Annotated in this window: 15 protein-coding genes; 11 read left to right on the forward strand and 4 right to left on the reverse strand. The window is 62.3% G+C overall.

Going from position 1 to position 19,790, the window contains the following annotated elements:
• Positions 1–97 precede the first annotated feature (97 nt).
• The 7 genes from ACSQ2A_RS07345 to ACSQ2A_RS07375 all read left to right on the forward strand — a co-directional run bounded on the left by ACSQ2A_RS07345 (position 98) and on the right by ACSQ2A_RS07375 (position 7,437).
• Positions 98–988 (forward strand): alpha/beta hydrolase family protein, encoded by an 891-nt coding sequence (locus tag ACSQ2A_RS07345; RefSeq protein WP_436071690.1) that lies wholly within the window; start codon positions 98–100, stop codon positions 986–988.
• Between the two features lie 175 nt (positions 989–1,163).
• Positions 1,164–2,093, forward strand: coding sequence for an ABC transporter permease (locus ACSQ2A_RS07350; protein WP_436071691.1), 930 nt, complete (start codon positions 1,164–1,166; stop codon positions 2,091–2,093).
• Positions 2,090–3,262, forward strand: a complete 1,173-nt coding sequence (locus tag ACSQ2A_RS07355) for an ABC transporter permease (RefSeq protein WP_436071692.1) — start codon at positions 2,090–2,092, stop codon at positions 3,260–3,262. The genes ACSQ2A_RS07350 and ACSQ2A_RS07355 overlap by 4 nt, the downstream gene beginning before the upstream one ends.
• Entirely contained in the window at positions 3,259–4,263 is a 1,005-nt protein-coding gene (locus tag ACSQ2A_RS07360; protein WP_436071693.1) for an ABC transporter ATP-binding protein, read from the forward strand. Before ACSQ2A_RS07355 ends, ACSQ2A_RS07360 begins: the two co-directional genes overlap by 4 nt.
• Positions 4,260–5,279: an ABC transporter ATP-binding protein gene (locus ACSQ2A_RS07365; protein WP_436071694.1), complete on the forward strand. Its 1,020-nt coding sequence runs from the start codon at positions 4,260–4,262 to the stop codon at positions 5,277–5,279. The genes ACSQ2A_RS07360 and ACSQ2A_RS07365 overlap by 4 nt, the downstream gene beginning before the upstream one ends.
• The gene (locus ACSQ2A_RS07370; protein WP_436071695.1) at positions 5,276–6,856 is read left to right on the forward strand and encodes a peptide ABC transporter substrate-binding protein; all 1,581 of its coding nucleotides are present in this window, start codon (positions 5,276–5,278) and stop codon (positions 6,854–6,856) included. Before ACSQ2A_RS07365 ends, ACSQ2A_RS07370 begins: the two co-directional genes overlap by 4 nt.
• A gap of 59 nt (positions 6,857–6,915) precedes the next feature.
• Positions 6,916–7,437, forward strand: a complete 522-nt coding sequence (locus tag ACSQ2A_RS07375; RefSeq protein ID WP_436071696.1) for a peptidylprolyl isomerase — start codon at positions 6,916–6,918, stop codon at positions 7,435–7,437.
• A gap of 194 nt (positions 7,438–7,631) precedes the next feature.
• Here the strand turns inward: ACSQ2A_RS07375 and ACSQ2A_RS07380 are convergent, their stop codons facing one another.
• Positions 7,632–8,699, reverse strand: coding sequence for a PLP-dependent cysteine synthase family protein (locus tag ACSQ2A_RS07380; protein ID WP_436071697.1), 1,068 nt, complete (start codon positions 8,697–8,699; stop codon positions 7,632–7,634).
• 358 nt (positions 8,700–9,057) lie between these two features.
• On the opposite strand from ACSQ2A_RS07380, the gene ACSQ2A_RS07385 reads away from it, so the two are divergent.
• Entirely contained in the window at positions 9,058–11,562 is a 2,505-nt protein-coding gene (locus tag ACSQ2A_RS07385; RefSeq protein ID WP_436071698.1) for a PIG-L family deacetylase, read from the forward strand.
• A 274-nt stretch (positions 11,563–11,836) separates the two neighbouring features.
• Here the strand turns inward: ACSQ2A_RS07385 and ACSQ2A_RS07390 are convergent, their stop codons facing one another.
• The 3 genes from ACSQ2A_RS07390 to ACSQ2A_RS07400 form a co-directional block, all read right to left on the reverse strand.
• Positions 11,837–12,691 carry a DMT family transporter gene (locus ACSQ2A_RS07390; protein ID WP_436071699.1) on the reverse strand — a complete coding sequence of 285 codons (855 nt, stop codon included), beginning with the start codon at positions 12,689–12,691 and terminating at the stop codon, positions 11,837–11,839.
• A 1-nt stretch (position 12,692) separates the two neighbouring features.
• Positions 12,693–15,032: a PIG-L family deacetylase gene (locus ACSQ2A_RS07395; protein ID WP_436071700.1), complete on the reverse strand. Its 2,340-nt coding sequence runs from the start codon at positions 15,030–15,032 to the stop codon at positions 12,693–12,695.
• Positions 15,033–15,219: 187 nt separating this feature from the next.
• The gene (locus tag ACSQ2A_RS07400) at positions 15,220–16,443 is read right to left on the reverse strand and encodes an ROK family protein (protein ID WP_295414582.1); all 1,224 of its coding nucleotides are present in this window, start codon (positions 16,441–16,443) and stop codon (positions 15,220–15,222) included.
• 197 nt (positions 16,444–16,640) lie between these two features.
• Here ACSQ2A_RS07400 and ACSQ2A_RS07405 point away from each other — a divergent pair, with 197 nt between their 5' ends.
• From ACSQ2A_RS07405 to ACSQ2A_RS07415, 3 genes are all read left to right on the forward strand, one after another.
• Complete coding sequence (locus ACSQ2A_RS07405; RefSeq protein WP_295414581.1) at positions 16,641–17,876, forward strand: extracellular solute-binding protein; 1,236 nt, start codon at positions 16,641–16,643, stop codon at positions 17,874–17,876.
• 130 nt (positions 17,877–18,006) lie between these two features.
• Positions 18,007–18,939 (forward strand): carbohydrate ABC transporter permease, encoded by a 933-nt coding sequence (locus tag ACSQ2A_RS07410; RefSeq protein ID WP_295414578.1) that lies wholly within the window; start codon positions 18,007–18,009, stop codon positions 18,937–18,939.
• 2 nt (positions 18,940–18,941) lie between these two features.
• Positions 18,942–19,790, forward strand: coding sequence for a carbohydrate ABC transporter permease (locus ACSQ2A_RS07415; RefSeq protein ID WP_295414577.1), 849 nt, complete (start codon positions 18,942–18,944; stop codon positions 19,788–19,790).

The following is a 19,790-nucleotide window of genomic DNA, read 5'->3' on the forward strand; positions in this document are numbered from 1 at the left end:
ATGGACAAGGGCGATGCGCGTCATACACTCGTCATGATCGCGGTTGGGCGATCTTGGGTGGTGGCCCCAGCGGTCATCGCCGGTAGAGGGTAAGAACATGAAAGCCAGACGTTTGGGATCGTCGCTGCTTGTGGCCGGCGTCGCGATTTTTGCTGCAAGTGTCGCTGTGAGGGCAGAGACGGTGAATGAGGTGACGGTGCAGAACGGCGCGCGGGCCGTGCCGGCGACGGTCGTGGTGCCCGATGGGGAAGGGCCGTTTCCGGCCGTGGTGATGAACCATGGGCATGGCGGCGGGCGGCAGGAGAATGGCGGCTTTGGCAGGATTGCCAAGGCGCTGGCCGACAAGGGCATTCTGACCATTCGCATGGATTTTGCCGGATCGGGCGACAGCAAGGAGCCGTTCACCGAGGGCTATCTCACCAATATGATCTCGGATTCCAATGCGAGCCTTGGCTACATTCTGGAGAATTATGCCGTCGAGAAGGATCGGCTCGGGATCTTTGGCTACAGCATGGGCGGGCGCATTGCGCTGACTATCGGGGCGGGAAGCGACAATCCCTATAAGGCCATCGGGCTCCTGGCGCCTTCGGCGGACTGGGGGCAGGAGATGATGGTGGGCTTCCTCGGCGGGCAGGCCGAGTATGACCGGCTCTATGCGGAATCCGGCGGGGACAAGGGTTATGCCGAGTTCACGACCCAATGGGGACAGGTGCAGCAGTTGAGCCGGCAGTGGTTTGACGACATGATCGCGTCAAAACCGCTGGAGCTGGCGGGCAGCCATAAGGGGCCGATGATCGTGGTGCATGGCGACAAGGATGTTGTCGTGCCGGCGGCGGTCAATGAAGCGGTGATTGCCGCCTATCCCGAGGCGAGTTTGGTGGTCGTGCCGGAGGCGGATCATGGCTATGGTTTTTATAGCGACCAGCCTGACGTGACGACACTTGTCGACACGACCTTTGCCGACTTTTTTGCGGAAAGCCTGAAATAGGTTCCAGGATGAAGGGCGGCTTCGCGGTCGCCCTTCGTTTCGGCTGAAGCTTAGCAAATATGCCCTGTGATCTCGCCTCTATCGGATTGATATTGCGTCATTTTGGTGATGCAATAGACTTATGTTTCGAAACCGCGTCGATCTTCAGCACGGCTTTCCTGAGGCGGCGTAGCTGATGTTTACCTATATCCTCAATCGTCTGGGCATGATGCTCGTCACCCTCTGGGCGATCGTGACGCTGACCTTTTTCCTCATGCATGCGGTGCCGGGCGGGCCGTTCGTTTCCGAGCGTATGCTGGCGCCTGAGATCGCGGCGGCGCTCAATGCCAAGTATGGGCTCGATCTGCCGATCTGGCAGCAATATCTCAATTATCTCGGGCGGATTTTGACCTTCGACCTCGGGCCCTCGTTCAAGTATCCGGGTGTGTCGATCAATTCGATGATCGCGGCGGGCTTGCCGGTGACGCTGCAGACGGGGCTGCTTGCGGTGATCTGCGTCGTAGCGCTGGGTGTGCCGCTGGGGGTGATTGCGGCGCTCAATCGCAATCGCTGGCCGGATACGACGGTGATGTTTATCGCAACGCTTGGCGTCGCGATCCCGAGCTATGTGATCGCGACGGTTTCCATCTACGTTTTTGCGCTGCGGCTCGGCTGGGTGCCGACTTTTGGGCTTGATGACTGGCGAGGCTATTTTCTGCCGGTTTTTGCGCTGTCGGGCTTCTGGATTTCGTTCGTTTCGCGGCTGACGCGGTCGTCGCTGCTCGAGACGCTGGAGCAGGATTATATGACCACGGCCCGGGCCAAGGGGCTGCGCAAGGGGCAGATTCTTTTCAAGCACGGGCTGCGCAATTCGCTGTTGCCGGTGGTGACCGTATTGGGGCCGGTGGTGGCGAACCTGATCACCGGTTCCTTTGTCATCGAGCAGATTTTTGCGCTGCCGGGGATCGGGCGGCAATTCGTGCTGTCGATCACCAATCGCGACTATACCGCCATCATGGGCATCACCATTTTCTATGCCGCGATTCTGATGGTGATGATCCTGATCGTTGACCTTCTTTATGTGTGGCTCGATCCGCGCATCAAACTGACCAAGGCTGCCGCATGACCGATATTTCACCGGAAATGTGGGCCAAGGTGCCGGCTGCGGAGAAGGTGGCGCCCGTTGCACCGCCCGCCCCGACCTATGGGCAGGAAGTGCGGCGCCGGCTTTGGGCCAACAAGCCGGCTGTGGTCAGCATTGTCTTCATTGTTCTCCTGGTGATCGCGGCGTTCTTCGGGCCGTATTTTTCGCCGCACACCTATTTCAAGCAGGACCTGAAGCTGGCGAATATTCCGCCGTTCTTCGAGACCTATGCGGTGACGGATGGGGCAGGGGAAACGACGCGGTTTTTCCTCAATGCGTCGAATTTCAACCTCTATGAGGTCGATGCTGAGGGAAACATGCTCGGGCTCCTGCGCGGTGGCCGCAAGGACATGATCAAGAAGAGCCAGCCCTATGAGTTTGGCGACCAGACGCTGACGCTCGACTATTCAAAGCTGCCGGTGCGGCTGCTGCTCGAAGATGGCAGCGAGGTGCGCCCAAGCGGCTGGAGCTGGAACCGGACTTATCTTTTCGGCACCGATCAATTGGGCCGCGACATCCTGGTGCGCCAGCTTTATGGGGCGCAGATTTCGCTGACCGTGGCCTTCGTGGCGACGCTGGTGAACTTCTTCATCGGCGTCTTTTATGGCGGCATTGCCGGCTATATCGGCGGAAAAGTCGATGCGGTGATGATGCGCTTTGTCGAAATCATTTCGACCATTCCGCTGACACTCTATGTCGTGCTGCTGATGGTGGTTTTTGACTCTGGCCTCCTGTCCATCATTGTCGCCATTGGTTCGGTATTCTGGGTGGATATGGCGCGGATCGTGCGCGGGCAGATCCTAAGCCTCAAGAGCCAGGATTATGTGGCGGCGGCGCGGACCATGGGGGCGTCGCCGGCGCGCATCCTGACGCGGCACCTGCTGCCCAATTCGATCGGGCCGATCATTGTTACCCTCACCATGCTGATCCCCTCGGCCATCTTCATCGAGAGTTTTATGAGTTTTATCGGGCTCGGCGTGACGCCGCCGCTGGCAAGCTGGGGCTCGCTCACCTCGGAGGCGGTCGAGACTTTGCGCGCCTATCCGCATCAGCTTTTCTTCCCGGCGGCGGCGATATCGCTGACCATGTTTGCCTTCAACTTCCTGGGCGACGGGCTGCGCGATGCGCTTGATCCGAGGGTTGGACGATGAACCAGCCAATTCTTTCGGTTCGGGATTTGACGACCTCGTTTTTCACGCGGCGCGGCGAAGTGCAGGCGGTGCGCGGCGTCAGTTTTGACGTGCACGAAGGCGAAATGCTCGGGCTCGTCGGTGAGAGCGGGTCGGGGAAATCGATCACCTGCATGTCGGTGCTGCGGCTGTTAAAGGCCGGCGGAACAATCAAGGCGGGTTCGGCGACCTTTGAGGGGACCGATATTCTCTCGCTCGATGAGGATGCGCTGTCGGACCTGCGGGGCAATCGGATCGGGGTGATTTTTCAGGACCCGATGACTTCGCTCAACCCCACGCTGACCGTGGGCGAGCAGGTGATTGAAGCGGTAAGGCGGCATCGCAAGGCGAGCGCGGCGGAAGCTCGGGCGCGGGCGGTGGAGCTGTTCGAGCTGGTGCGGATTCCGTCGGCAGCAAAACGCCTCGATTCCTATCCGCATGAATTTTCGGGCGGCATGCGGCAGCGCGTGATGATTGCCATGGCGCTGGCCTGCGATCCGAAACTGCTGATCGCCGATGAGCCAACGACGGCGCTGGATGTGACCATTCAGCGGCAGATCCTGGCGCTGCTCAAGGATTTGCAGCGGCGGCTCGGCATGTCCGTCATCCTGATCACCCATGACCTTGGCGTCATTGCCGAGGTCACCGATCGGGTGCTGGTGCTTTATGGCGGGCTGATCATGGAGACGGCGCCGGTGCGCGATCTCTTCGCCCGGCCGGCGCATCCTTATACGGTGGGGCTCCTGGGGGCCGTGCCCGATTTGCGGGATGATACGCATCGGCGGCTGACGCCTATTCCGGGCAGCCCGCCGAATATGTTGGCGCCGCCGCCGGGATGTCCTTTTGCGCCGCGCTGTCCGCATGCGATGAGCCAATGCATGGCGGCACTGCCGCCGCTGTTTGGTGCGTCTCATCAGTCGCGGTGCTGGTTGCAACATCCCGAGGCGCCAAAGGTGGACGCGGTGCATGAGGTGGCGGCATGACCCAGCCTCTTTTGCAACTGCGCGACCTTCACAAGCATTTCCGGCTGCCGGCCGCGCCGTTTGCGCCGAAGCCGATTTTGCGGGCGGTGGATGGCGTTGATCTTGACCTGATGAAGGGCGAGACGCTGGGGCTGGTGGGCGAATCCGGATGCGGAAAATCGACGCTGGCGCGGACGGTTATTCGTCTGCACGAACCCACATCGGGCAGCATTGTTTTTGACGGGCAGGAAGTTGGGAAAGCGCCCGAGGGGCTGCTGGGAAATTTCAGGCGGCGGGTGCAGATGATCTTTCAGGACCCCTATGCCAGCCTCAATCCGCGGATGAGTGTGGGCGACCTGATTGCCGAGCCGCTCGAGATTGCCGGAGTGGGGACGGCGGCGGAGCGGCGCAAGAAAGTGGCGGGGCTGCTAGATCGCGTGGGTTTGCCGAGTGACTCGGCTCAGCGCTTTGCGCATGAATTTTCCGGGGGGCAGCGACAGCGTATCGGAATTGCGCGGGCGATTGCTCTGGAGCCCGATCTTGTCATCTGCGACGAGCCGATTTCGGCGCTCGATGTGTCGGTGCAGGCGCAGGTCGTCAACATGCTTGAGGACCTGCAGGCTGATCTCGGTTTGACCTATCTGTTCATCACCCATGACCTTTCCATGGTCCGGCATATCTCGGATCGGATTGGGGTGATGTATCTCGGAAAGATCGTCGAGCTGGCGACTAGCGCCGATCTCTATCATCGGCCGTCGCACCCCTATACCCGCGCCTTGCTCTCGGCCATTCCGGTGCCGGACCCGGAAGCGGCGCGGGCCGTGGAGCCGATGCAGGGGGAAATCCCGAGCCCGATCGACATTCCATCTGGTTGCCGCTTCCGTACGCGCTGTCCGCTCGCCACCGAGCTTTGCGCGAAAGTGGAGCCGCAGCTGACCGATATTGGTGGGGGGCATCTGGCCGCCTGTCACTTCGCCGGGGAACTGGCGCAACAAGCAAACGGGGTAAGGGCCCCGCTACAGGAGAGAGTGCAATGAAGAGACTGGTTCTGCCGCTCATAACGGCGGCGCTGCTGGCTTCGGCCGGTTCGGCCTTTGCCGCCGGCGAATTGACCTATGTGGTCAACAATGAAAGCGCCAAGTACGATCCCGGCACCACGGCCGAGACCTTTGCTTCCCCGATCATCGGCAACACGTTTGAAGGCCTGGTGCGCCTGAGCCCCGAGGGCGAAGTCGTGCCAGCCTTGGCCGAAAGCTGGGACGTCTCCGAGGATGGCCTCGTTTATACGTTCCACCTGCGCGATGCGAAATGGTCGGATGGCGAGCCGGTAAAGGCGTCGGATTTCGTCTATGCCTGGAAGCGCGTGCTTGATCCGGCGACCGGCGCGATGAACTCGCAGATGCTCTATCACATTGTCGGCGCCGAAGAGGCTTTCGGCGGTGGGGACGCTTCGGCGATTGCCGTGTCGGCGACTGATGACAAGACGTTGACGTTCACGCTCAAGCAGCGCGTGCCCTATATGCTGCAGCTCCTCAACTACCCGACCTTCTATCCGGTGCGCGAGGATGTGGTTTCGGCCGATCCCGAAGGCTGGACGCGTAACCCCGCGACCTTTATCGGCACCGGCCCGTTCCGCGTGACGGCGTTCAACCAGGGCGAGTCGGTCGTCTTTGAAAAGAACCCGAACTATTATGACGCCGATGCCGTCAGCCTCGACAAGCTGACCTTCCGCCTGATCCCCGATCCCGCGACCGCGCTGGCCGCGTTTGAAGCGGGCGACGTGGACGGCATCGAAGCCGTGCCGGCGCCAGAAATTCCTCGTCTCTCGGTTGAGGCCCCTGGCTTCATGATCGTGCCGGCTCTGGGCACGACTTATGGCTTCTTTAACCCGCACCAGGCACCGCTCGACAATCTCCATGTGCGCAAGGCGTTGTCCATGGCGATTGACCGTTCGGAAATCATCGAATTCGTGCTGCAATCGGCTGACACGCCGGCTCTCGGCCTCGTGCCGCCGGGCATGAGCCTCGCTGGTGAGGATTTCACCGAGGGTCGCGATACCTTTGGTCTCTCCGAAACGGCTGATGTCGAAGGCGCGCAGGCGGAACTGGCCGAGGCCGGCTACCCCAATGGCGAAGGCTTCCCTTCCACCATTTATGTGACCTATTCCTCCCCGCCGATCGAAAAGCTGCTCGAAGCCATCCAGCAGATGTGGAAGGAAAACCTCAATATCGACGTCGAGATCCAGGCCACCGAATGGCAGGTTTTTTATCCCGAAGTGCAGAAGGTCGAGTACCAGATCGCACAGATGGGCTGGGGCGCCGACTATCCGCACCCGATGACCTTCCTCGACAACTTTGTCACCGGCAGCGCCAACAATCTCGCCAACTGGTCGAATGCCGACTATGACGCGGCAATCGAAGCGGCCAAGGCCGCGAGCGACGAAGCGGTTTCGCGCGATGAAATGCGCAAGGCCGAGGCGATCATGATGAACGACCACGTCATCCTGCCGCAGTATCACCGCTACAACTACATGATGATGAGCCCAGAAGTGACCGGCTTCTGGCGTTCGCCGCTCAACGTGCCTTATTTCCGCGACGCTCAGATCGCAGAATAATTGAATCGCTCCCGCCGGGTTGTCCGGCGGGAGCTCTCTTTCATGTCTGGACTTTTAACGTGACCATCCCTGTCATTCTCGAAACTGAACTCGGCAATTTCACCATCGCAGTCGACGAAAAGAACGCGCCTGTCACGGCTGCGAATTTCCTCGCCTATGTCGATGGCGGCTATCTCAACGACGCGACGGCCTATCGCATCGTGACCGACACCAACGAACCGCAGAAGCCGATCAAGATCGAGGTGGTGCAGTGGGGTTATGGGGTTTCGGATGAGAAGCCCACGCCTTTTGCCCCGATTGCGCACGAGACCAATGACAAGACCGGGATCAAGCACAGGAACATGACCGTCTCGATGGCGCGCTTTGCGCCGGGCTCGGCGGCTTCGGAATTCTTCATCTGTATCGGTGATCAGCCCGAGCTCGACTTTGGCGGCAAGCGCAATGCGGATGGGCAGGGTTTTGCGGCGTTCGGCCAGGTGACCGAGGGCGAGGATACGGTGCGGCGGATTTTTGCGAAGGCTGCGGCCGAGAGCGATCATCCGGACGTGCCGGTAAAATTTTCGCGGGTGGCGCGGGCCTGAGGGCTGCCACGGCTGGGTGGGTGTGGCTCCACCCCCTCCCATCCTCCCCCATCAAGGGGGAGGTGTTGCATCGAGTGTGAGGTGGAGTTTTTCCCATCACTCGATGTCATTCCCGCGAAAGCGGGAATCCCGGGCTTGAAACAGAGATCCCCGCTTTCGCGGGGATGACACTGTGGGTGGGCGGAGAAGTGGTGCTAGACCCGTTCCCTGCGCTGCCCGGCGATCAGCAGGTCGGGGTCGAACTGTCCTGTCGCGATGACCTTCTCGATGCGGGCCATGTCTTCGGTGATGTCGATGCCTTGCTGGCTCAGCCATTCATCGGAAAAATAAGTCTGGGCGTAGCGTTCGCCGCTGTCGCAGATCAGGGTGACGATGGAGCCGGCTTCGTTGTGCTTGGCCATTTCTGAGGCGGCCCAGAGGAGGCCGATGAAATTGGTGCCGGTGGAGCCGCCGACGCGGCGGCTGAGGCGTTTTGAGAGCACGCGGGTGGCGGCGATCGAGGCGGAGTCGGGGATTTTGAGCATGGCGTCGACGACGTTGGGCACGAAGGAAGCTTCCATGCGGGGGCGGCCGATGCCTTCGATGCGGCTGCCGCGCTTGCAGCGACAGGCCGTGTCCGTCTGGGTCCAGCCTTCGTAAAAGGCGGAGAATTCCGGGTCGGGCACGCAGAGCTCGGTCGAAAAGCTCTTGTAGAGAATGTAGCGGCCGATGGTGGCTGAGGTGCCGCCGGTGCCGGGGCTCATCACTACCCAGCGGGGGATTGGGTGACGCTCCATGGCCATCTGGCGGAAGATCGACTCGGCGATGTTGTTGTTGCCGCGCCAGTCGGTGGCGCGCTCTGCAAAGGTGAACTGGTCGAGATAGTGGCCGCCGATGCGGGCGGCGAGGTTTTTGGCCTCGTCGTAAATGGCCGAGGGTTCGTCGACGAAGACACACTGGCCGCCATATTGCTCGATGGCTTCAATTTTGGTGCAGGAGGTCGTGCGCGGCAGCACGGCGTAGAATTTGAGGCCGAGGAGGCGGGCGTAATAGGCCTCGCTGACGGCGGTGGAGCCGGAGGAGGCTTCTACCAATGCCGTATCAGGGCCGATGACGCCGTTGCAGAGACCGTAAAGGATGAGCGAACGCGCCAGGCGATGTTTCAGGCTGCCCGTGGGGTGGCAGGACTCGTCCTTGAAGTAAAAATCCACGGCGGGAAAGCCGGGCAGTGCCACGGGGATGAGATGGGAATCGGCGGAGCGCTGGGCGTCGGCTTCGAGCATGCGAATGGCTCGGCTGATCCAGGATTCTTTGTGTTCTAAATGGTTCGTCATTTGAGGAACAAATTGCCATCCAAAGTTTGAATGATGGTACTTTGTTCTTTCATGCTGGTCAATTTTAGATTCATGGCATCGGCCGTGCGAAGAGGCCGAAGGTTGCCATGTACGGCGCCTGGGGAGAACGTCCCGTGGCGCGAGTGCATCCTAAAGCACGCAGCTTGATCAAAAATTCGTTCCAAAAATCTCGATTAACACACTTGAGTTAAGTTAATCGGGCTCACATAGTCCTGTCTTGAAGCTGTCATATCGGCCGGCCGGAGGGGTCGGTGACGAGGACAGATCAAGGAGAGGACCCTAGTTTATGCCACGTTTGACCCGTCGAACTTTCATTGCGTCGGTGCCGCCGCTGCTGGCTGCCACGCAGATTCCCGCCTGGGCGGCTCCCGCCTCCGATCTGGAGCTGATTGCGGCGCAGAAGGGTGAGCCGGCAATCGTAAAACTCTATCGCCAGCTCGAACGCCTGACCTCCACGGTCACTTTCATGACCACCGGCGCGCATCCCGACGACGAGCCGAGCGGCATGCTGGCGGCACTCCGCCATGTCTATGGCATTCGTCCGGTGCTCTATTGCATCACGCGCGGTGAAGGCGGGCAGAATGCCATCGGGCCGGAACGCGGTTCGGTGCTGGGCGTGCTGCGGACGCGCGAAATCACCGAGGCATCGCGTTCGCTCGACGCGTCGCTGGCCTTTGGTAGCCAAGGCCACCACGACAATATGCACGACTTTGGGTTCTCCAAGGATCCGAACCAGACGATCGACCGCTGGGGCCGCGACCGTGTAATCGAGCGCATGACCTGGGCCGTGCGCCAGTACAAGCCCGACGTGATCATGAACTGCTTCCTCGACGTTGGCGGGCAGCATGGCCACCATCGTGCGGCGAATGTGGCGACGTTTATCGTGGCGGGCATCTCCGGCAATGCCGAGGAATTCCCGGACCAGATCGCGGCCGGCTTGAAGACCTGGACCGTGCCGAAGATTTATCAGCCGGCATGGGGCGGTGGCGGCGGCGTCTACGATGACGAAACTCCGCCCCCGCCGACGACGCTGGTGGTGCGTGCACCCGAGCGCGATCCGATTTCGGGCGCCACTTTCCCGCAGATGGGCGAATGGTCGCGTTCCTGCCACCTGACGCAGGGCATGGGCCGCTGGCAGCCAAAGCCGCAGACCGAATGGCCGATCAACCTGTCCTGGGCCGCCAATGGCGAAGCCGGCAAGGCCGAGAACGACATTCGCGATGGCCTCATTGCCACCGTTGGCCACATTGCCGAACTCGACGGCATGCCGGCCGCTTCCGCCGACGCGCTGCGCAATGCGCAGGGGCTGATCGACGAAGCGCTGGCTGACTATGGCGATCCGGTTGAGGTGGTGAAGCGCCTAGTGGAAATTGGCAAGGCCGTGGCGGAAGCCCGTTCCACGCTGCCGTCCGAGTTGGAAGACCAGGTGGCGCATCGCCTTGATCGCAAGATCAAGGAAGTTGACCTCGCGCTCGCAACGGCGGCGGGCATGCAGGTGCGCGCCTATACCGACGGTACCGATCTGCATCCGGGCCAGGACATCATCGTCAAGGCAATGGTCGATGCGCCTGATACTATCACCGTGGATTCGGTGGAGGTGATTGCGCGCGCTGGTATTACCGGCGAAGCGGCTGAGGATGGCGTCAAGGTGAGCGTGGCCGCAGATGCGGCGCTGACCAATCCCTTGACCGAACAATTCGATCCGCTGGGCGGCAATGGCGATGCCTTTGTGCGTCTGACGGCGACGATTGCCGGCCACAAGGCCGTGCTCGACGTGGACCTCGAAGACGCGCTGCGCGTGCTGCCGGAAGCTTCGCTTGAATTGAAGCCGGATGCAGTGGTGTTCAACACCGAAAGCGAGATCTCGCCGGTTGCCTTCACTGCCGTGGTTTCGGGCGGCACGACGGCCGATCTCGACTTCAAACTGCCGGAAGGCTGGTTGATGGCGGCCAAGGGCGACACGGGCCTCGAAGCGGGCACGTTCGAACTGACGCCGCCGGCAGACCTTGGCACCGAGCGCATCACCATTGCGCCGACGCTGCTGGGCAAAGAAGCCTATGCCATTAACGTCTTCACCTATCCCCATATCGGGCGATCGGTGGTGCCGACGGAAGTGGCGGTGCCGGTGCAGTCGGTTGGTGCGGTTATTCCAGAGGGCAAGATCGGCTATATCGGTGGTGGCAATGACAATGTTGCTATCTGGCTCAAGCGCCTCGGCGTCGATCTCAAGGAACTGAGCCCCGCCGATATGGAAGCGGGTGCCTATCGCGATCTCGATACGCTGGTCGTGGGCATCTTCTCCTTCGGTCGTCGACAGGATCTCGTCGCGGCGCTGCCGGGCGTGCATGAATGGGTCAAGAACGGCGGGCATCTCGTGACGCTCTACCACCGTCCGTCGGACGGCTGGGATCCGGCGACGGTGCCGCTGGCCTTCCTCCAGATCGGCTCGCCCTCGATCCGCTATCGCGTGACCGATGCCAAGTCGGCGGTGGACGTGCTCGAGCCCGACCACCCGCTGCTCAACTACCCCAATGCCATTACCCAGGAGGACTGGGACAATTGGGACAAGGAGCGTGGGCTCTATTTCGCTTCGGAATGGGACGAGGCCTATGTGCCGCTGCTCGCCATGGCCGATGCGGGCGAAGAGCCGCTGACGGGTTCGCTGCTCTCGGCCGAGATCGGCGAAGGACGGCACACCCATACCAGCCTCGTGCTGCATCACCAGCTCGACAAGCTGACGCCAGGTGCCTTCCGCATCATGGCCAACCTGATCCAGAAGGCCAAGCGCTAAGGCCAAAAACATCCGGCTCGCGTGAACTCCCAACGCGAGCCGTTGCCGCAACCTCCTGATGCGGCGAAGCCCTCGGCCATGCCCGGCCGGGGGTCTTTTTTGTTTTGGGGCTTTTTGGAATGCGAACCTCCACCCGATCGTCACCACCGGGCTTGTCCCGGTGGTCCCCAGCCATTCGTAAGAATGGCTGGCGGAGGCGAGATGGATTGCCGGGACAAGCCCGGCAATGACGATGGTGGGAGGGCGGGGAGGCTTGGGGCGCCGGAGGAGGAGATTACCGCCTTGGGCGGTCGAGGCGGGTCGTCAGGATGAGGGCGCCGATGATGATGGCGGTGCCGATGAGCGTTGTGGGGGCGGGCACTTCGCCGAAGGCCAGGAAGCCGGCTGTTGTGGCGAGGACGATGGAGAGATAGCCGATGGGGGCGAGGAGATTGGCCGGGGTCGATTGATAGGCCCGGAGGAAACAGTATTGGCCGATCTGGGCGAGGACGCCGATGGCGAGGAGGAGGGGCCAGTCGGTCAAGGCCACCGGCTGCCAGGAGAAGGCTGCGGGGATGGCGGTGAAAAGGGTCAGGCCGACGGTGTAAAAGACCATCAGGACGGTGGTGTTTTCTTTGGCCAGAGCGCGGGTCTGGACGGTGGCGAGGGAGCCGAAAAGGACGGAGCCGAGAGCGGCGAGGATGCCCACATTCCAAGTGACTTCGCCGGGGGCGACCATGATGAGGACGCCGGCAAAGCCGATCGTGGCGCCGATCCAGCGCCAGGGGCCGGAGCGTTCGCCGAGGAGGACGGTTGCCAGCGCCAGGACGACGAGCGGGCGCATAAAACCGATGGCATTGGCGAGGGCCAGGGGCAGGGCGGTGAGTGCGGCGAAATTGGCATTGAGGGCGAGCGTGTTGCAGAGCACGCGGAAGGCGTGGCGACCCCATCGCTTTGTCTCTCGCAGCGCCCGGCGGTGGCGCCAGGCGAGGGGGAGGACGCTGACGAGGCCGATCAGCGAGCGGATGAAGACCATCTGCACGGCGGGATAGCTGGCGCCGCCGAGTTTTACCAACACGGTCATGACCGTGACCAACACCATGTCGCCCGCGAGCCAGGCAAAGCCGGCTCGCGATTGTGTGGTCTGCATGTCAGGCGGACTGCAGGAGGTTGGCCATCAGGCGGAAGGCGCCGGGGACAAGCTTGTCGAGCTGGTGGTGGAGGACGAGGCTCGTGTGGGTGTGGCGGCCGGCGCCGATTTTTGCCGAGAGCAGGGAGCCGGTGAGGGGCTTTTCGCCGGCGTCGCTCATGGCGAGGAGAGGCACATAGGCGCTGTCCCAGGCGGAGGCGAAATAGAGGCCGCGTTCCTTGTCCCAGCCGGCGAAGTCTTCCGCGGTGATGCGGTTGGGGCCGGCGAAGAGTTGGTGGTCGGGGTCGAGGAATGTCACCTCGGCCGCGGGATTTGTGGTGCGCCAGCGCAGCGATGGGCTGCCGATGGTGATGGGGCGGGGCGGGGCGGTGCCGGGTGTCCAGCCATCGCTGGGGCGATGGTAGAGGGTGACGAGGTGGCCGCCGGCTTCGACCCAGAGGTGGAGTTTTTGGGTTGCGGCCTTGAGGTCGGGGCGGAGGCCGAAGGCGAAGATGCCGATGACGATCGTGTCGTAGGCGGAGAGATCGCCGGCAAGGGCTTCGGCGTCGAGTTCGGTGACATCAACGCCCATGCGGTGGAGCCAGAGGCCGACGCGGTCGGAGCCGCTGCCGATATAGCCGATCCTGGTATCGGGGACCGTGAGGTTCAACGCCAGGATGTCGAGCGACAGGGGGCGGGCGAAGCGGGTGTGGCCGATATGGGGATAGGCGATGGGGGTGATGCCATAGGCGGGGGCGCCATCGACGCGAAGGGGCAGGCTGTGGCGGCCGGCGGTGAGGAGCACGTCGGAGGTGACGGCGAAGGTGTTTTCGCGGCGCTCGATGGTCAGGCTGGGGGCGCTCGGGATGGCGATGCGATCGAGGGCGATGTCGGCTTTGATGGCGACGGTTTTGGTCACCGGGGCCGACAGAGGGAGAATCAGCGCGTCGGGGTTGATCGCGACGGTGTAGGCGGGGGCGAGCTGGACGTCTTCTTCGGTGTTGCGGGTGAAGCGAATCAGTTCGCCGTTCACTTCGGCTTCGATGAGGAGCGAGATGTTGCCGTTGTTGCCGAGGGTTTGCCAATCGGGGCGAAAGGCGTTGTCAATTTTTGCGTCGGGGCGGGCGGTTAGCGAGATGGTCAGGCGGTCGCCTGAGATTTCTGCCGAATCGGTGGGGGCGAAGGTGGCTGAGGTGATCGGCGTTACGCGGATAGTTTGGGCGGTGCCGCGTTCGACCTCAACGATGAGATCAACCGTTTCGCCGGGGGCGATGCTGGCTGAGGAGACCGAGGCGTAGATTTCGATTCCGGCGGCCACGGCTGTGGCGGTGTCGAGTTCTTCGAGCTTTCGCGTGAGCCGGTGGGCGTGTTCGGGAGCGATATCCTGCTGTGCGCCGCGGATGGCGCGGCGGGCGATGCTGAGGGCGGGGAGAATGGCCGCGCTATTGGGGAAGGCGGCTATGGCCTGCGCCAAGGCGGCGTCGGCGGCGGCGAGAAAAGGCGAGGGGCCGAGGTCGACCAGGGTTCTTGGCAGGTCGTCGAGGAGTTCGCTTTGCGCATTGGCGCCGACGCGGTGGAGTTGCCACTGCGTTTCGCCGGGATGGCGCCAGTGGCCCATGTTCTGGCTGGCGTGGAAAGCACGAGAAACTTCGCCGAGCTGCCAGAAGGGCATGCCGGTGGCGAAGTCGTTGCCGGTGGCGCGGATGGTGATGTTTGCCGGCGGGGGCGGGACTTCGTCGTCATAGGTGTCGCCGCCACCGGACCAGGCGGGAAGGCAGAATTTTGTGACGGTCCAGGGCGCGAGGCCGTCGGTTTCGTAAGCAGGGTCTGCCGCGAGGGCGAGGGCGCGTTCGGCAGCCTCGGTCATTGCGCGGTGGTGGCCGTGCTGGCCGGGGACGTCGAGGAAGGTGGGGATGACGACATCCGGGCGGAATTCGCGATAGGCGCGGACGAGGCGGTCAATGGTGCGGTCTTCGCCCCAGCGCGAGAGCGTGTCGGGGCCGGATTTGGAGAAGCCGAAATCGTGGACGGGATCGTCGGGGCCGTGGCCGAGCCAGGCGACATCGGCATCGAGGGCGCGTGCGGCTTCTTCCATTTCGCGCGAGCGCAGGACGCCAAGGGCGCCGCCGCGTTCGGGGCCGAGCGTGTTCTGGCCGCCTTCGCCGCGGGTCGAGCAGGCGACGACGATACGCATGCCCATCTCGTGGCGCATCGTGGCGAGCATTTCGTTGTGCTCGTCATCGGGATGGGCGCCGGTGTTCATCACCGTCACGGTGGATTTGAGGCGGCTGAGAGCGCGGGCGAGGGTGACGAGACGTGGTTGTGCCGCGCGACGGCGCAGGCGTTCGGGGGCGGTAAGCATGGCAAGTCCAGTTGTGTAGGCGTTGGGCGAAGTGGGTGCTGATAGGGGGCGTGTTCGGCCTCTCAACACTCACCGTGTCATTCCCGCGAAAGCGGGAATCCCGGTTCTAAAACAGAGGTTCCCGCTTTCGCGGGAATGACACCGTGGATGAGAAAAGCGCCGGCGAATGCGTGCATGGCAAAGCGCCTCAGGCGACGGGGTCGGAGACGCTGAGATGGGGGGAGACCGTGTCGAGGAGCGGCAGGGCGGCGGCGCCGAGGGCGGCCGTTAGCTGGCCGGTCTGGCCGCGAATGGCGCGGGGTAGGGTGCGCTTCTGGCGGGTGGCGACGGAAACGGGAAGCGGATCGAGCGCCGAGATGACCGCTTCGAGCACGGAATCGGGGAGGCCGCCGCCGAAGATGACGGTTTCGGGATCGAAAATGTTTTCGAGCATGGCGACGGTGGGCGCGAGATAATCGGCGGCCATTTCGATCCACTCGGCAAGGGTCGGATTGGCCTCGTCGTGGAGCTTTTGGATGTCCTCGACGGTGGCGGCATAGATGCCGGCCATGGCGAGGCGTTCGCGCAGGGCAAAGACCGAGACGAAGCGTTCGAGCGCTCCGGCGGGGCCGTAATGGACCTTGCCCTTGCGGGGGACGAGACCGACATGGCCGATTTCGCCGGCATTGCCGAAGGCGCCGCGCAGGGGCCGGCCTTCCTGGATGACGCCGAGGCCGAGGCCGACGCCGAAATAGAGATAGCAAAAACTGCCGAGCTGGCGGCCAGCGCCATAGAGGCGCTCGCCGACGACGGCGGCGGTGGCGTCGTTTTCCACAACCACATGCTGGCCAGTGGCCTTGGCAAAAAGTGCGGCGGCATCAACGCCGGTCCAGCCGGGGAGGGTGGCGGGGCCGACCGAGCTCATGCCTTCGACTTCGAAGGGGCCGGGCATGACGACGCCAATCCCGAGGAGCTTGCTGCGGTCGGCGCCGAGCGAGGCTTGAAGGCGCTGGACTTCGGCGGTCACCTTGTCGGGGACGGTATCGGGGCCGGTGGCTTCGAGCGGCAGGATGGATTTGGCGCGGACGCCGCCTGAAAGGTCGAGAAGGGCCGTGACCATGTGATCGGCGGCGATTTCGACGCCGGCAGTAAGAGGGCCATTGGGGTTGACGGCGAACTGGATCGGCGGTTGGCCGCGGCCGGAGCGGAGGCGCCCGAGTTCGACGAGGAGGCCCTCTTCCAGGAGTTCATCGACGATATTGGCGACGGCCTGGGGCGTGAGCTGGGCGCGGCGGGCGATCTCGGTGCGGCCGAGATGTTCGTGGAAGCGAATGACCTCGAGCACCACGCGCCGGTTATGCGCGCGGTTGCGCTCGGGGTTGGACCCGATGGCGACACGCTGACGAAGCTCTTTCTTGCTGCGGCCGTTCAATTCGTCGCCTCCCCCATATGTCTGGCTAGCACGGCAATGGAGGAGGAGACTAGCCGGGGAACAAGATAACGCAAGTAGATTATGTTATTGACAAGCCACTGTCACATATTGGACGTTGGAGACCTGTCAGGCGGCGTGGGCCGTGTTTTTGACATGAGAGAGCTGTCGGAGGGTCGACGCTCCAATGGAGGGACTTTATGCGTAAGGCATATGTGGCCGGGCTTGCAGCCGGCATCAGCTTCATCGCAATGGGCGCTGCCCAGGCCGTGGAAATCGAATATTGGCAGTATGTCTTCGACAGCCGCGTCCAGGCCATGGACCAGCTGATCGAGAAATTCGAAGCCGCGAACCCGGATATCACCGTCAAGCAGACCACTTTCCCCTATGCGGACTACCAGACGCGCGTTGTCGCCGCCAAGGTTGCCGGTCAGGGTCCGGACGTGGTGCAGCTGTTCTACGGCTGGACCGACCAGTTCGTGAACGGTGGCCTGATCCAGCCGCTCGATCCGGCCGTGTTCCCGCATGCCGAAATCGAATCCGACTTCTTCCCGATCGTTTCGGCGATGAAGCGCGGTGACAGCTATTATGGCCTGCCGACCGCCGTGCGTTCGCTGGCCCTGTTCTACAATAAGGCGATCTTTGCCGAAGCCGGCATCGAGCCGCCGACCAATCTTGAAGAGCTGCTGGCGGCTGCCGAAGCCACCACCAAGCGCGATGGCAGCGGCAATATCACGACCGCCGGCATCACCATGGACATGGCCGGCCAGGATCACCACTGGTGGCGCGAAGTGCTGATCCGCCAGAACGGTGGCGTGCCCTATGATGCCGAAGGCAATGTTGCTTACAACGACGCTGCCGGCGCTGCGGCGCTGAAGTTCTACACGGACCTGCAGACTGAAAAGAATGTCGGCCTCGTCGGCTTCATGGATGAAGGCCAGGCCGCGTTCCGCGCTGGCATGGCTGCCATGACCATCGACGGCACGTTCCGTCTCGGTGCTTTTGCCGACAACCCGTTCGAATGGGGCGTGGTGGAACTGCCGGCTGACGCCAATGGAATGCGCTCGAACTATTCGAGCTACTTCGCCAATGGTATCGGCGCGACCTCGACGGGTGAAGAACTCGCCGCTGCGCAGAAGTTCCTCCAGTACATCTCTTCGCCCGAAGCGATGGAAATCTGGCTGAGCACGGTCGGCGAACTGCCGGCACGTCGTGACGTGGCCCTGACCGAAGCGAACCTGGCGGATCCGATCCGCGGGCCGTTCCTCAAGGGTCTCGAATACGCTCACACCACCCAGTTCTATGATGAAGCCGCACAGCGCCAGACCTCGATCGACATGGTCAACCGCGTGCTGCTCGAAGGTCAGTCGATCGAAGACTCGATCGCCCAGGCGGCTGCGGCCGAACAGGCGATCATCGATCAGGGCCGTCAGTAATCATCATATTGGTCGCGGCTCCGACGCAAAGAAGTGACGCCCACTTCTGTCGGACCGCACAGGACTAGTTTCGACGTGGCCGGCGGCGATAGCATCGCCGCCGGCCATATGCGAAGCATGAGGAGCGAACATGGCGTCGGCGAACGCACTTCCACAGACAGGCCCGGTTCGCTTCTGGGACCGCCTGAATATCAGCACCAAGCGGGTCATCTGGGCCTGGGCGTTTCTCGCCGTGCCCATCATCTTTTACGCCGGCATCCGGTTTTACCCGACATTCCAGGCTTTCTGGCTGTCTTTGACCAATTGGGACCTGTTGCGGCCGGCCCAGTTCATCGGCTTTGCGAACTACCAGAAAATGTTCGCCGATCCGATCTTCTGGAAAGTGTTCCAGAACACGTTCCTCTACCTGATCATCGGCACGCCGGTGAGCCTCGTGGTCTCCTTCGTGATCGCCTATTATCTCGATCGCGTCCGCATCATGCACGGCTTTATCCGCGCCCTCTATTTCCTGCCGTTTCTCACCACGGCCGCGGCCATGGGCTGGGTCTGGCGCTGGTTCTACCAGCCGGTGCCGATCGGGGTGATCAATGGCTTTCTGTCGTCCATCGGCATTGCGCAGCAGCCGTTTCTGCGCTCGGTCGATCAGGCGCTGTTCTCGGTCCTGATCCCGGCGATCTGGGCGGGGCTTGGCTTCCAGATCATCATCTTCATGGCGGGTCTGCGCGCCATTCCCGGCACGTTCTATGAAGCTGCGCGTATTGACGGGCTCGGGGAATGGGCGATCCTTCGGAAGATCACCATTCCGCTCCTGAAGCCCACCACCGTGTTCCTCGTCGTGTTCTCTTCCATCGGCTTCCTGCGCATTTTCGACCAGGTCTACAACATGACCACCAATGATCCGGGCGGGCCGCTCAATGCGACCAAGCCGTTGGTGCTCATGATCTACCAGACCGCCTTTTCGTCCTACCAGATGGGCTATGCCGCAGCGCAGACTGTGGTTCTCTTCACCATCCTGCTCATCGTGTCCCTGCTCCAGCTCTATGTGCTGAGGGAAAAGAAATGACCATGGCCTCGACCAAAGAGCTGGCGGCCAATCGCCGCGATATTCGCCCCGGGCGCATCATTACCTGGACCCTGCTGCTGATCGGCGGGCTGATCATGATCACCCCGCTGCTGTTCATGTTCTCGACCTCGCTGAAGACGTCGGGGCAGGTCTATGATCTCCGGCTGATCCCGGCTGCGCCGACGCTCGACAACTATATCAAGGTGCTCGGTGACGGCCGCTTCATGCAGTGGTTCTTCAACTCGACCCTGATCGCCCTCACCGTGACGCTGTCGAATGTCTTCTTCGATAGTCTCGTGGGCTATACGCTAGCAAAATTCGAGTTCCGGGGCCGCTACTTCATCTTCCTCGCGATCCTCTCGACCCTGATGATCCCCACCGAAATGCTTGTCATTCCGTGGTATCTGATGTCGAGCCAGCTCGGTTGGCTGAATTCCTACTGGGGCATCATGTTCCCGGGCATGATGACGGCCTTTGGCACCTTCCTGATGAAGCAGTTCTTTGAGGGCGTGCCGAACGACTTCCTTGAAGCAGCACGCGTGGACGGGCTCAACGAATTCACCATCTGGTGGAAGATCGCCATGCCCATGGTGGTGCCGGCAATCTCGGCGCTCGCCATCTTCACCTTCCTCGGCAACTGGACGGCCTTCTTCTGGCCGCTGATCGTCACGACCTCCAAGGAGCTCTATACGCTGCCTGTCGGCATTTCGAGCTTCTCGGCGGAGGCTTCCATTCAGTGGGAACTGATCATGACGGGCGCCGCCATCGGCACCATTCCGACGCTTCTCGTCTTCCTCGCTCTGCAGCGCTACATCGTCCGTGGCGTCATGCTGGCCGGTCTCAAGGGTTAA

It is taken from the genome of Devosia sp. LjRoot3 (genome assembly GCF_964252865.1).
GTDB lineage: Bacteria > Pseudomonadota > Alphaproteobacteria > Rhizobiales > Devosiaceae > Devosia.

What these genes read in the sequence shown, in the direction of transcription:
- ACSQ2A_RS07345 (WP_436071690.1), top strand. Translation starts at nt 98, where the DNA reads ATGAAAGCCAGACGTTTGGGATCGTCGCTGCTTGTGGCCGGCGTCGCG.
- ACSQ2A_RS07350 (WP_436071691.1), top strand. Translation starts at nt 1,164, where the DNA reads ATGTTTACCTATATCCTCAATCGTCTGGGCATGATGCTCGTCACCCTC.
- ACSQ2A_RS07355 (WP_436071692.1), top strand. Translation starts at nt 2,090, where the DNA reads ATGACCGATATTTCACCGGAAATGTGGGCCAAGGTGCCGGCTGCGGAG.
- ACSQ2A_RS07360 (WP_436071693.1), top strand. Translation starts at nt 3,259, where the DNA reads ATGAACCAGCCAATTCTTTCGGTTCGGGATTTGACGACCTCGTTTTTC.
- ACSQ2A_RS07365 (WP_436071694.1), top strand. Translation starts at nt 4,260, where the DNA reads ATGACCCAGCCTCTTTTGCAACTGCGCGACCTTCACAAGCATTTCCGG.
- ACSQ2A_RS07370 (WP_436071695.1), top strand. Translation starts at nt 5,276, where the DNA reads ATGAAGAGACTGGTTCTGCCGCTCATAACGGCGGCGCTGCTGGCTTCG.
- ACSQ2A_RS07380 (WP_436071697.1), bottom strand. Translation starts at nt 8,699, where the DNA reads ATGCTCGAAGCCGACGCCCAGCGCTCCGCCGATTCCCATCTCATCCCC.
- ACSQ2A_RS07385 (WP_436071698.1), top strand. Translation starts at nt 9,058, where the DNA reads ATGCCACGTTTGACCCGTCGAACTTTCATTGCGTCGGTGCCGCCGCTG.
- ACSQ2A_RS07390 (WP_436071699.1), bottom strand. Translation starts at nt 12,691, where the DNA reads ATGCAGACCACACAATCGCGAGCCGGCTTTGCCTGGCTCGCGGGCGAC.
- ACSQ2A_RS07395 (WP_436071700.1), bottom strand. Translation starts at nt 15,032, where the DNA reads ATGCTTACCGCCCCCGAACGCCTGCGCCGTCGCGCGGCACAACCACGT.
- ACSQ2A_RS07405 (WP_295414581.1), top strand. Translation starts at nt 16,641, where the DNA reads ATGCGTAAGGCATATGTGGCCGGGCTTGCAGCCGGCATCAGCTTCATC.
- ACSQ2A_RS07410 (WP_295414578.1), top strand. Translation starts at nt 18,007, where the DNA reads ATGGCGTCGGCGAACGCACTTCCACAGACAGGCCCGGTTCGCTTCTGG.
- ACSQ2A_RS07415 (WP_295414577.1), top strand. Translation starts at nt 18,942, where the DNA reads ATGGCCTCGACCAAAGAGCTGGCGGCCAATCGCCGCGATATTCGCCCC.